Source organism: Marinobacter sp. bablab_jr008 (assembly GCF_016464145.1).
In the GTDB taxonomy this organism is placed as follows: domain Bacteria; phylum Pseudomonadota; class Gammaproteobacteria; order Pseudomonadales; family Oleiphilaceae; genus Marinobacter; species Marinobacter nauticus.
In genome coordinates this window covers 1-11990 of record NZ_JACDWW010000085.1, presented here as the reverse complement: position 1 = coordinate 11990, position 11990 = coordinate 1, and the positions used below count along the sequence as shown (strand labels likewise).

Below are 11990 nucleotides of genomic sequence, written 5' to 3'. Positions count from 1 at the left end.
TAGCCCCAAGCCCCGGCAACCGATAAAATGTCCCCAAACCAGTCAAAGGGACCGAAGTGACCACACCAACCGCCAAAACCACCCCCCTGGACGCCTTCCGCCGCGCCAGAAGAATGTGGCTAAAAGGAGAAAAAATCAGCCTGGCCGCCCTCGCCGACGACCTCCACATCGGCCGCGCCACCCTGTTCCGCTGGGTTGGTAACCGCGACCTGCTGATTGGTGAAATCCTGTGGTCCCTGTACGAGCCCCTGTACAAAGAAGCCCGAGCCGTTACCCCCGGCCATGGCGTCGACTACGTGGTGGGCGTGTTCCGCCACATCAACATGACCATCCTGCACTTCGCCCCGTTGCGAAAGTTCCTGCACCAGGATCCGGAATACGCCCTGAAAATGCTCACTTCCTCCCACTCCACGCTGCACGCCCGCACCGTGGAAGTGAACACCCGCTTACTCAAAGACGAAGTGCGCGCCGGCCATCTGAGCCCACCCATGAACATCCAGAGCTTGTCCTACTTCATGGTACGAATCGCCGAGTCCTGCCTGTACAGCGACATCATCGGCGGCCGCGAACCGCGGGATGAAGAGCTTGAGGATGCCTGTACTGCTGTGCGCATTTTGCTGGGCGGAAAGGTCTGAGCTCCTGATACCGCTGGAAACCTGGCCAGCCTGGGATTACTCTTTGCTGACATCCACAGGAAATCATCAGCAAGGAGTGCACCATGAACCCCCGAACCACCCAACCTCGCCTTAGCGTACTGCACGCCAGCCTGCTACTGCTCAGCCTGGCTCTGGCACCGTTAGCGCACAGTGAAAACCTCACCGAGGACGATGTCACTTCCTTCATCACCAGCATGGAAGCCATGCAGCCCCTGATCGACAAGCATCAGGACTTCATCGAATCCATCGAAGATCCAGCCGACGATGAGCGAGAAGTGGATTTCGCCCGGATGATGTCCTCGATGGTGGACGAAGTGAAAGGGCACGAAATGTACGATGACCTGGACGACCTGGTCGATGACTTCGGATTCTCCAGCCCGGAAGCCTGGGCCCGCAAAGGCGACCGCATCGTCAGCGCCTGGTTTGCCATTGAAATGGAAGCCCAGCCCGACATGGCTCCGGATATCGCGGAAATGGAGCGCGCCATTGCCGAGATGGAAAACAATCCCGACATGCCCGAAGCCGCCAAAGCCCAGATGCGCGAAATGATGGAACAGATGATGGTGACCGTCAAAAGCGCATCCAGTGCGGCGAAGCAAGTGAGCGATGCCGACAAACGTGCTGTCAGGCCCCACGTAGAACGCCTCAAGGCTGTGATGGAGCAGGACGAGAGCGACTACGAATAACACGCTCCCCAAAAACAAAACCCCGGTACTGTCGCCAGCACCGGGGTTTCTTTTTGCTGCCTGAGCAGCGAGGCAATCAGGCCGTCAGGTTGTAAACAAACACGATCGCCACGGCAATCGGGGTCACAAACCGGATCAGGTTGTACCACAGGCTGAACGCGCCACCCTGCAGGGCCAGGTCGCTCTTCAGCGATTCCTTGGCCACAAACCAGCCCACAAAAATGGCGGTCAGCAGGCCAGACAGTGGCAGCATGATGTTGGCGGTGAAGTAGTCCAGCAGGTCGAACACCGTCTTGCCTTCAAAGGCGGCGAACATGCCCAGCGGCGTCACATCAGACCAGACGTTCAGGGACAGAATGGAAACAATGCCCAGCGCCCAGCACAGCACGCCCACCAGAATAGCGCTGCCGGTGCGGGCCAGGCTGGTTTTCTCTTCAACCCACTCAACCACCGGCTCCAGCAGGGAAATGCCAGAGGTCCAGGCAGCAAACAGCAACAGAACGAAGAACAGGGTGCCGAACAGGCTGCCCATCGGCATGTTACCGAACGCCAGGGGCAGGGTCTGGAAGATCAGACCGGGGCCGGCACCGGCTTCCAGGCCGTTGGCAAACACCACCGGGAAAATGGCCAGACCCGCCAGCAGTGCCACCACAGTATCCATGATCGCCACACTGACGGCAGTTCGGCCGATGGAGACATCACGGCCCAGGTAGGAACCGTAAGCCATCATGATGGCCATACCCAGGCTCAGTGTGAAGAAGGCGTGCCCCAGGGCAACCAGTACGCCTTTGACCGTCAATGCCTCAAAATTCGGGGTGAACAGGAAACTAACCGCCTCGCCGAAATGGCCGGTCGTCGTCGCATAACCAACCACCAGCAACAGCAACAGGAACAGCGCCGGCATCAGGATGGTGACTGCGCGCTCCAGGCCGCCTTTCAAGCCCCGGGAAACCACCAGCACCACCAGCGCCATGAACACCGTATGCCAGGCCAACAGCTGAATCGGGCTGCCCAGCAGACCACCGAACAGCTCGCCCACAGATTCTGCAGTACCACCGGTGAAATCGCCCATGGCCGCGTGGCCAATGTAGGAGGCCGCCCAGCCACCGATGACCGAGTAGAACGACAGAATGATAAATGCAGCCAGCATGCCGACAATGGCCGAGACTCGCCAGGCCGGCGACGCCAGGTTGCGCTCCGCCACCAGCCGAAAACTGGTAATGGGGTTATGACGACCATTCCGGCCGATAAACACTTCCGCCATCATGATAGGAATACCGATGATGGCAATACAGAGCAGGTACACCAGAACGAAGGCACCACCGCCGTTCTCGCCGGTGACATAGGGGAACTTCCAGATATTACCGAGACCAACCGCGGAACCGGTGGCTGCCAGAATAAACGCGAACTTGGAAGACCAGAGTCCGCGAGCCCCGTTCCCGCTGTCTGCTGCGGAGTTGGACTGATTCATGTGTTTGCTTCCTGTGCTTTTGGCTGAGGAAAATACGAATTGTCAGATCGCCCGGCACACGGCGTGCAGGCTATTGGGGCGGGATTCTGCCAGCACTGGCGGCATGATGCCAGTGCTGAGGGGCGAGCGCCGGGACAATTCATCGTCCCCGGCGCGGCCCGGGAATGCTAATCAGCGGGTTTTACTGACAAATCGGACAATCAGGTCTTTCGGACCGCCTGCCACCTAGACACGAAAATCTTTAACTACCTCGTGGATGCGTACCGTCGACTACCGGGTCCATTGGCCCGATAAAATTTAACGGCGACAGCTTAGTTATAGATATATCAATGAAATAGCGAATGAGTTACGCCGTGTCCTACTCGTGCAACGACAACAGGCCACGACGCTTTAGAAAAAATGCAGGTCACTCAGTCAGATGCAGCCAGCTTTGCCCTGGGGTGATAGCGAGCATTCACCCACAGAGAGAACCCGATCACCACGCCACCGACGGCCAGGCGCAGTAGATCTGCGTCGCGGTTCCAGATCAGCAGATTGACCAGCAGGCCGGCGGGCACCAGCGCATTGTTCATCACCGCCAGGGTGCCGGCATCCACCTTACAGGCACCGCGATTCCACAGGTACAGGCCCAGACCGGACGCCGCCAGGCCCAGCCAGGCAAGAATGCCCCACTGCAAGGGCGTTGAGGGCAACTTGTCCGGATTACCGAAAATCAGGAAAGAGGGCAGCGCGATAATCAAGGCGCCAAAGAAGAAATAACCGAAGGTGCGATACCCCGGCAGCGCCAGAGGATAACGTTGCATCACGTGCTTGTAGCCTACCTGCCCGGCGGCGAAGGTGAAGTTGGCCACCTGCAGCAACAGGAACCCGGTAATGAAATCCTCACTGAGGCCATCATATCGAATAATACCGGCCCCCAGTGTGGCAATGGCCGCGGCCAGCAAGGCCACCGGCGAAAACCGGCGGGCCAGGGCATCATCCACCAGGGTTACGTACAGGGGGGTAAAAATGGTGAACAGCAACACTTCCGGCACCGTCAGGTAACTGAACGAGCGATACAGGCACAGATAGGTGATGCCGAACTGCAGCATACCGGTCACCAGTATGCCCAGCTTCATCCCGGAGGGAACGCCGCGCCAGCGGGTAAACGGCAGGAACACCAGGGCTGCCAGCAAGACCCGGCTCAATACCGCGAAGTCGCTATCTACCCGGCCAGCCAGGAATTCGCCGATCAGGCTGAACGAAAATGCCCAGAGCACGGTAACCAGAACCAGTAAGACCATTGATTGCATCACCCCTGTTGTATGCCGGGCGCCTACTTTACTGCTTTACGGTGGGTTTTGCAGCGGTGGCAGGCGGGGAAACCCCTATAAGCGGGAGTCTGCCGGTTGAGGTACCATGGCCGGTCCTGTACCAGTGCCACGCTACAACTCCCGAAAGACCAGAGCGCCATGGACGAAACCCATCAGCCACTACCCGAAGCCCGCCAGCCGCTGATTCAGCGCATGCTGGCCGAGTGGAAAACCCTGGCTATTCTGGGCGGCCCGATTCTGATTGCCCAGGTGGCGCAGATGGCCAATGGTGTGATCGATACCGTGATGGCCGGCCACGCCAGTGCCGAAGATCTCGCGGCCGTGGGTATCGGCAGCAGCCTGTGGATGCCGCTTTTCCTGTTTTTCATGGGTATGCTCGGCGCCTTGCAACCGATCATTTCCGGCTACAACGGTGCCCGCACCACCCAAAAGATCATGCCCGCCACCTGGCAAGGCATCTACATTGCGGCGGCCGGCACCGTGGTGATGGCGCTGTTGCTGACCAATGTCCACCCCATCCTGGCCCTGCTGAAACTCGACCCGCACACCGCCGGCATCACCCAGGGTTATCTGGACGCCTTTGCCTGGGGCATACCCGCCCTGTTGCTGATTAACGCCCTCCGGGGCCTGACCGACGGTCTGGGACATACCCGGGTGATCATGGCGTTTTCCGTTCTCAGCACCCTGATTAATTTGCCTCTGAACTACATCTTCATTTACGGCAAACTCGGGCTTCCCGCCATGGGCGGCGTTGGCTGTGGCTGGGCCACATCCATCTCCAACGGTGTCGCCGCCATCGCCATGCTGATCTACCTGAACCGCAGCGAGACCTTCCGCCAGTTTCATCTGATTGCCGATTGGGTCAAGCCCGACTTGGCCGGCATTCGCTACATCCTGCGCATCGGCGTGCCCATCGGCTTCACCATCTTCGTGGAAGCCAGCATGTTTGCGATAATTGCACTGTTCCTGGCGCCGCTGGGGCCAGTGGTGGTCGCCGGGCATCAGATTGCCCTGAATGTGGTGTCGCTGCTGTTCATGCTGCCGCTGAGCATCGGCATGGCGCTGACCCTGCGGGTGAGCTTTCTGGTAGGTGCGCGGGCCCCGGATTCCGCCCGGCTGATCTCCCGCAGTTCGCTGATTCTGGCCTCGGCCATCGCGCTGCTGTTTGCCACCCTGCTGTTCGTGTTCTCCGGCGCCATTGCCAGCCTGTATTCCGGCGATGCCGAGGTTCAGGCCGTCACCATTCGGCTGCTCACCTTCGCCGCCATGTTCCAGATTGCCGATGTTATCCAGGTAACCTGCATCAGCGCCCTGCGCGGCTACAAGGACACGCGCATTCCCATGTTTATCATGCTGTTTTCGTTCTGGGGGGTGGGCCTGCCGCTGGGGTATGTACTGACATTTACCGACTGGCTGTGGCCGGCGCTGGGCGCTGCAGGCTTCTGGGTAGGACTGACCGCCGGACTGACCTCCGCCAGCCTGTTACTTGGCTGGCGCCTGTTTCGTTTTCAGCCACCACCGGTTGATGAAAACAATCAACCCGCAGCCGTGGGCACCGGCTCTGGCATGGGCTGACCAATATCCTCGGCATAGACAATCCGGTCGCGCCCGGATTCCTTGGCGGTGTACAGCGCGTTATCGGCCCGGGCCAGCCAGCTTTCCACACTTTCGCCATGGCCCAGCAGGGCCACGCCGAATGACGCGGTTACCGGCCCGCCGGGGTGTTTCATGTATTTTCGGAGCACCTGCTGAAGATTGTTCATCACCGCACGCAGATTCACGCCATCAACGCCTGGCAGCAGCAATACAAACTCCTCACCGCCATATCGGAACAACTGATCGGAACGGCGGGTATTGCTCTCCAGCAGGGCCACCAGCTCGGTGAGCACATCGTCGCCCACGCCGTGGCCATATTCGTCATTGATCTTCTTGAAGTGATCAAGGTCCAGCAACACCAGAGCGTAGGGCAGGCCGGAACGCTCGGCATTGGCAGCGGCCACATCCAGCTCTTCATCCATGGAACGGCGGTTCTTTACGCCGGTCAGCGGGTCAATGGTGGCCAGTTGCTCCAGGCGCCTGCGCTGGCTGTGGTTGCGATGAGCAAAGACATAAGCACAGGCACTGACCACAACGGCGGTCGAAGAAAACGACCACATCTGCTCCTGGCTACTGAATGCCAGCCCTACCACCATCATCGCCAGGATAGCGGACAGGTTGATACCCACGGCGATTCTCGGACCAACCAGGAAGAAAGAAGTGACCAGGCAGGGGTACAACCAGAACAACCCCGGATCACCCACGATGCTGCCCACTACCACAGCACCGTAGGATGAAATAATTGCCATGACCAGGCCCGTCCTGCGGGTATCTCCCGTTAACCAGGCATAAGCCATACTCGTCGCAATGCCGCCCAGGATCACGCTATCCACCACACCCGCCAACAGGTTTCCCTGCATAAACCGCAGCACCGCAAACGGCGTGATGCCCACCAGCCCGCTGATGCCCAGCAAGGTAATGATGGATAAACGAAAATCGTTTTTCAGACGGTGAAACATGCAGCCCTGGATCCGACAAAAGTCTTATTTAGCATCCAAGAATAGCGCAAGCTTTTCAAACGGTCGTTCCAGGGCAACGATTCTTAACAAATCTACCACCAAAGGCGACATAACGTGACCTGCATCACGCTTTGCTTTTCTCTAATATTCCAATGTAATCCACTTTATAATCGTCCAGGCAACGATCATTAGCTTCAAACCTATTGGCCAGTCATACTATCGCGCACCGGCTGCAGATTCAGGAACATTGTGTCTAACTCACTGATAAGAATAGCCCCCGGGGCACTCACCATAGGCAAGCCACTGCCCTGGGATGTTTTCGACTCAGAAGGCAATATTCTTCTGCGTCAGGGCTATGTGATTCAGACCAACAGCCAGCTCGAGCAGCTGTTTGAAAGAGGGCGCTTCAAGCCCCGAAAGATCGAGCGGCCGAAAGAGGAAACCTTTGAAGACCTGCGCCAGCGGAATCCGTTTGCAGAATACGGTGACTTGCTGACCACGCTGGAAGTCACACTCAACGCCATTACCTCGGAAGATCCCACCGCCCAGAAACGCCTGCTGGGGCTGTGCCGAATGCTGGATAAAACCTGCCAGGAGGCACCCGACGCCAGCCTGGCACTGGTGCACCTGTATTCCATCGGCCCCACTATCCATGAACAGATCCTGTTCTACGGCATCCTGTGCCATTTCATCGCACGCCAGTTCGGGCTGGAGGAAAAGCGGGCCACCGTGCTCACCGCCGCCGCGCTCACCGCCAACCTCGCGCTGGTGCCTGTGGCAGACCAACTCAACGCCTCCAATAAGGTGCTCACGGACGACCAGCGCGCGGTGATTCGCAAGCACCCCCTGCGCAGTATCGACGCACTGAAGTCTGCCGGCATAAGCAACAAGCTGCTGCTCCGGATTGTTGCCCAGCACCACGAACAGGCGGATGGTTCAGGTTATCCGGAGGGCCTCAGTGGCGGGGAAATCCTGCCGGAAGCGGAAATTCTGGCGCTGTCTGAACGCTATGTGGCGATGATTACCAAACGGGCCTACCGCAATCGTATGAACATCACCGAGGCCCGCAAACTCATCGCCACCCTGGCAGATGGCAAGTTCCGGCCGGCCATTCCGCGTTCATTGCTGCAGGTACTGGGCGATCACCCCCCGGGCATGCTGGTCCGGCTGGTGAATAACGAGGTGGGGGTGGTCACACGCCGGGCTGATCGAACCCGGGGACCTTTCGTGAAGGCGATATTCGGCCCCCGAGGCAACCGCTACAGCGGCACCTTTGAGCGCGATACCAGCCTGCTGGAATACAACGTGCGCGCGCCGGAAGAGCCCGAGATCATGCCAACCATGGATTTCAGCATGCTCTGGGGCTTCCGCTCCTGACTCAGGTCAGCCCCAGCGCCCGGGCATGATGGTTCAGGTGATCGTCAATGAACGAGGCGATAAAGAAGTAGCTGTGGTCATAGCCCCGATGCATACGCAGGTTCAGGTGATGATGAAACTTCTCACACACATCGGCCAGGGCATCCGGATTCAGCTGGCTGTCCAGAAACTCATCGGCCGTACCCTGGTCCACCAGTAGCGGCAGCCGTTCCTTTGCCGTCGGAATCAACATGGTGGCATCCCAGGCTTCCCACGCCGACTGATCGTCACCCAGGTATCCGCTAAACGCCTTCTGGCCCCAGGGGCAAGCCATCGGGTTGGCAATTGGAGCAAAGGCCGATACCGACCTGTAATACCCCGGGTTCTTCAAAGCCGCAATCAGAGCCCCGTGCCCGCCCATGGAATGGCCACTGACCGAACGTTCACCATTCAGCGGCAATTCGTTTTCCACCAGCTGCGGCAGCTCCTTGACCACATAGTCATACATCCGGTAATGCGGCGCCCAGGGCTGCTGGGTCGCGTTCACATAGAATCCGGCTCCGGAGCCAAAATCATAGCTGTCATCCTCGCCGGGCAGATTTACGCCACGGGGGCTGGTATCCGGGCAGACAATGGCCAGGCCCAGCTTTGCAGCGAGTTTCTGGGCGCCGGCTTTCTGCATGAAATTCTGATCGGTGCAGGTGAGGCCCGACAACCAGTACAGCACCGGCACCTCTTTGGCCTGAGCACCCAGCGCCGCAGGAGGAAGAAACACCGCAAATTCCATGTCGCACTCCAGGGTAGCGGAGGTATGGCGATAGCGGCGGTGTTCGCCATCGAAACAGACGTTGGTGGATAACAGGTCCATAGATCCCCCCGGAGTCAAAGATGTGGTTAGCGATCAGTCCTCAGCCCCGGCATAGCTGGGTTTGTCGATGCTGAAACCGGACTTGGCAAATTCCGCCAGAATGGCAGTACGCGTTACGATACCAACCAGTTTGCCATGATCAACCACCGGGTACACTTTTGGCTTTCCAGCCCCCAGATTCTGGGCCAGATCCACCACCGACATGTCCGGCGATACCGTCATCGGCTGCCGGAACATCACGTCATCCACAAGGGGATCACCTTCGTGGTGGTAGTTGCTGACCAGCAGCGAGTGTATACAGTCCTGTTCCGAGACAAAGCCCAGCACACGGCGATGATCATCCACCACCGGCAAACCGGTGACGTGATTGGCCAGCAGGGCTTTCACCACCCTGGTGACCGGCGTACCACAGCGTATCGGTTCAATGTGGTTCCACATCACTTCAGATATTTTCAATGAGCGCATCGACAACTTCCTTTCAGACAGAATAACGGTGCCCGATTGAGCACTTCCATACTCTAAACATAGGCAAAGCACACCGAAATGAAAAACCGGCGTTATGAAAACGGTTTACATCGGATAATTGTCGACTAAACTCAATGGGTTATGCCCTTTCAGGGCTCAATAATCCTGATTCATCCGTGGTAAACAGTGGGAGAACCCATGGAAGCCATTTCCAATTTTGTAAGTGAAATCAACGGACTGGTATGGGGCCCTCCCATGCTGGTGATGATCCTGGGCGTCGGCCTGTTTCTGAGTATCGGCCTGAAATTGATGCCGATCATGAAACTGGGGGCCGGTTTCCGCCTGATGTGGAGCGGCCGGGCCCGCGGTGACGAGGACGACGGTGACATTCCCCCGTTCCAGGCCCTGATGACCGCGCTGTCTGCCACCGTGGGTACCGGTAATATTGCCGGCGTTGCCACCGCAGTCTTCCTGGGCGGCCCTGGTGCGCTGTTCTGGATGTGGCTCACAGCCCTGGTGGGCATGGCCACCAAATACTCCGAGGCGGTGCTGGCGGTTCGCTTCCGGGAAGTGGACGAGCGCGGCAACCACGTGGGCGGCCCCATGTATTACATCCGTAACGGCCTCGGCAGCAAGTGGGCCTGGCTAGGCATCCTGTTTGCGGTGTTTGCCTCTGTGGCCGCCTTTGGCATCGGTAACACGGTTCAGGCCAACTCCGTCGCCGATGTGCTGGAAACCAATTTTGGCCTGCCCCACTGGGTAACCGGTGTGATCCTGATGGTACTGGTGGGCATGGTACTGATTGGCGGCATCAAGCGTATCGGCCAGGTAGCCAGCGCATTGGTGCCCTTCATGGCCGTGTCTTACGTACTGATTGGCCTGATTGTGCTGGCCATTAACGCCAACCAGATTCCGGAAGCGGTGAGCATGGTGTTCAGCTATGCCTTCAGCCCGGCCGCGGCCGAGGGCGGGTTTGCCGGTGCTGCGGTCTGGGCTGCCATCCGCTTTGGTGTGGCCCGGGGTATCTTCTCCAACGAAGCCGGCCTGGGCTCGGCCCCCATCGCCCACGCGGCAGCGCAAACCAAGAACCCGGTCAAGCAGGGCATGGTGGCCATGCTGGGCACCTTCATCGACACCATTATCGTGTGTTCCATCACCGGCCTGGTGATCATCACCTCCGGTGCCTGGACGTCCGGCGAAACCGGCGCGGCACTGACTTCCCTGGCCTTTGAAACCGGCCTGCCGGGCTTTGGCAACTACGTGGTGGCAATTGCCCTGGCGATCTTCGCGTTCACCACCATCATTGGCTGGTCTTTCTACGGCGAGCGCTGTATTGAATTCCTGTTCGGTGTGAAGGCCATTCTGCCTTACCGGGTACTGTGGATTGTGGCCATTCCGGTGGGCGCCACCATCAACCTGGGCTTTATCTGGCTGGTGGCCGATACCCTGAACGCCATGATGGCACTGCCCAACCTGATCGCCCTGCTGCTGTTGAGCCCGGTAGTGTTCAAACTGACCCGGGAGCACTTCGACAAGCAGAAGGCTCTGGGCGTGGAGTAATACCCTGTCTATGCAAGACGCTCACAAGGATGTGAGCGAACCGTTGGATGCGCCAGATCAAGTCCCCCTTGTAACTGGCGCATCCATCACCACAGTTACTCGTATACACTGATCAGACAACAACGGCGGGCAACGCCGGCGCAATACACGAATTTGCCAACAACCGTGTCGAAGGAGAGTAAGTATGAGTCTGCGTCTTGGAGATACTGCACCCGATTTTGAACAGGATTCCACCGAGGGCCGCATTCGCTTTCACGAGTGGCTGGGCAATGGCTGGGGCGTGCTGTTTTCCCACCCGGCCGACTTCACCCCGGTGTGCACCACCGAGCTGGGCCTGACTGCCAAGCTCAAAGACGAATTTGCCAAACGTAACGTCAAGGCCATTGCCCTGAGTGTCGACCCGGTCGATTCTCACCACGACTGGATCAAGGACATCAACGAGACTCAGGGCTGCACGGTCAACTTCCCGATCATTGCGGACCACGACCGCCAGGTGTCCGAGAAGTACGACATGATCCACCCGAACGCCAACGACAGCCTGACCGTGCGTTCGCTGTTTATCATCGACCCGAACAAGAAGGTTCGACTGATCATCACCTATCCGGCATCCACCGGTCGTAACTTCAATGAAGTGCTGCGGGTAATCGATTCCCTGCAACTGACCGACGAACACCGCGTGGCCACACCCGGCAACTGGGAGAGTGGCAGTGATGTGGTGATTGTGCCGTCACTGCAGGATGAAGATGAGATCAAAAAGCGCTTCCCGAAAGGCTACAAAGCCGTGAAGTCCTACCTGCGGATGACACCAGACCCACGTGCTAACTGGAGTGGTGACTGATCCACCGCCACAAACAAAAAGGGCAGCCAAATGGAGGCTGTGTGAAAACAGCCTCCGAAGCTGGCAAAATAACCGCGACATGGCTCGCGGTTATTTTTTATGAGGCATCTTGAAGGCACCCCTCGAAGTCAGGCGCTGTTGCTCCCACCCAGCGTTGAAGATTATGTCCCCGAAGATCACCCGGTTCGCGTCATTGATGCGTTTGTGGATTCACTGAATTTG

General features: G+C 58.4%; 11 protein-coding genes. 6 read left to right on the top strand and 5 right to left on the bottom strand.

The annotated features are described in order from the left end of the window. Positions 1 to 56 precede the first annotated feature (56 nt). Positions 57 to 635, top strand: a complete 579-nt coding sequence (locus JIF53_RS17040; RefSeq protein WP_011783819.1) for a QsdR family transcriptional regulator — start codon at positions 57 to 59, stop codon at positions 633 to 635. Positions 636 to 718: 83 nt separating this feature from the next. Further along, positions 719 to 1342 (top strand): hypothetical protein, encoded by a 624-nt coding sequence (locus JIF53_RS17035; protein ID WP_199453541.1) that lies wholly within the window; start codon positions 719 to 721, stop codon positions 1340 to 1342. A 76-nt stretch (positions 1343 to 1418) separates the two neighbouring features. Here the strand turns inward: JIF53_RS17035 and JIF53_RS17030 are convergent, their stop codons facing one another. Both JIF53_RS17030 and JIF53_RS17025 read right to left on the bottom strand, forming a co-directional pair. Further along, complete coding sequence (locus JIF53_RS17030) at positions 1419 to 2813, bottom strand: sodium-dependent transporter (protein ID WP_199453539.1); 1395 nt, start codon at positions 2811 to 2813, stop codon at positions 1419 to 1421. Between the two features lie 410 nt (positions 2814 to 3223). Then, positions 3224 to 4096, bottom strand: coding sequence for a carboxylate/amino acid/amine transporter (locus JIF53_RS17025; RefSeq protein ID WP_199453537.1), 873 nt, complete (start codon positions 4094 to 4096; stop codon positions 3224 to 3226). A gap of 168 nt (positions 4097 to 4264) precedes the next feature. Between JIF53_RS17025 and JIF53_RS17020 the strand changes: the two genes are divergently transcribed. Continuing rightward, positions 4265 to 5701 carry an MATE family efflux transporter gene (locus tag JIF53_RS17020; RefSeq protein WP_199453728.1) on the top strand — a complete coding sequence of 479 codons (1437 nt, stop codon included), beginning with the start codon at positions 4265 to 4267 and terminating at the stop codon, positions 5699 to 5701. On the opposite strand, the gene JIF53_RS17015 is transcribed toward JIF53_RS17020, so the two are convergent. After that, complete coding sequence (locus tag JIF53_RS17015) at positions 5662 to 6681, bottom strand: GGDEF domain-containing protein (RefSeq protein ID WP_199453535.1); 1020 nt, start codon at positions 6679 to 6681, stop codon at positions 5662 to 5664. The genes JIF53_RS17020 and JIF53_RS17015 overlap by 40 nt on opposite strands. A gap of 249 nt (positions 6682 to 6930) precedes the next feature. Between JIF53_RS17015 and JIF53_RS17010 the strand changes: the two genes are divergently transcribed. After that, on the top strand, positions 6931 to 8058 hold the full coding sequence (locus tag JIF53_RS17010) for an HD-GYP domain-containing protein (RefSeq protein WP_199453533.1): 1128 nt from the start codon (positions 6931 to 6933) through the stop codon (positions 8056 to 8058). A 1-nt stretch (position 8059) separates the two neighbouring features. Here JIF53_RS17010 and fghA read toward each other — a convergent pair whose 3' ends face one another. Next, the gene (gene fghA, locus JIF53_RS17005; RefSeq protein WP_199453531.1) at positions 8060 to 8905 is read right to left on the bottom strand and encodes an S-formylglutathione hydrolase; all 846 of its coding nucleotides are present in this window, start codon (positions 8903 to 8905) and stop codon (positions 8060 to 8062) included. Positions 8906 to 8938: 33 nt separating this feature from the next. Continuing rightward, on the bottom strand, positions 8939 to 9370 hold the full coding sequence (locus JIF53_RS17000; protein ID WP_199453529.1) for a CBS domain-containing protein: 432 nt from the start codon (positions 9368 to 9370) through the stop codon (positions 8939 to 8941). A gap of 198 nt (positions 9371 to 9568) precedes the next feature. Here JIF53_RS17000 and JIF53_RS16995 point away from each other — a divergent pair, with 198 nt between their 5' ends. Next, on the top strand, positions 9569 to 10930 hold the full coding sequence (locus JIF53_RS16995) for an alanine/glycine:cation symporter family protein (RefSeq protein ID WP_199453527.1): 1362 nt from the start codon (positions 9569 to 9571) through the stop codon (positions 10928 to 10930). 184 nt (positions 10931 to 11114) lie between these two features. Beyond that, positions 11115 to 11768, top strand: coding sequence for a peroxiredoxin (locus tag JIF53_RS16990; RefSeq protein WP_011783808.1), 654 nt, complete (start codon positions 11115 to 11117; stop codon positions 11766 to 11768). Positions 11769 to 11990: the final 222 nt, after the last annotated feature.

What these genes read in the sequence shown, in the direction of transcription:
- JIF53_RS17035 (WP_199453541.1), top strand. Translation starts at nt 719, where the DNA reads ATGAACCCCCGAACCACCCAACCTCGCCTTAGCGTACTGCACGCCAGC.
- JIF53_RS17030 (WP_199453539.1), bottom strand. Translation starts at nt 2,813, where the DNA reads ATGAATCAGTCCAACTCCGCAGCAGACAGCGGGAACGGGGCTCGCGGA.
- JIF53_RS17025 (WP_199453537.1), bottom strand. Translation starts at nt 4,096, where the DNA reads ATGGTCTTACTGGTTCTGGTTACCGTGCTCTGGGCATTTTCGTTCAGC.
- JIF53_RS17020 (WP_199453728.1), top strand. Translation starts at nt 4,265, where the DNA reads ATGGACGAAACCCATCAGCCACTACCCGAAGCCCGCCAGCCGCTGATT.
- JIF53_RS17015 (WP_199453535.1), bottom strand. Translation starts at nt 6,681, where the DNA reads ATGTTTCACCGTCTGAAAAACGATTTTCGTTTATCCATCATTACCTTG.
- fghA (WP_199453531.1), bottom strand. Translation starts at nt 8,905, where the DNA reads ATGGACCTGTTATCCACCAACGTCTGTTTCGATGGCGAACACCGCCGC.
- JIF53_RS17000 (WP_199453529.1), bottom strand. Translation starts at nt 9,370, where the DNA reads ATGCGCTCATTGAAAATATCTGAAGTGATGTGGAACCACATTGAACCG.
- JIF53_RS16995 (WP_199453527.1), top strand. Translation starts at nt 9,569, where the DNA reads ATGGAAGCCATTTCCAATTTTGTAAGTGAAATCAACGGACTGGTATGG.
- JIF53_RS16990 (WP_011783808.1), top strand. Translation starts at nt 11,115, where the DNA reads ATGAGTCTGCGTCTTGGAGATACTGCACCCGATTTTGAACAGGATTCC.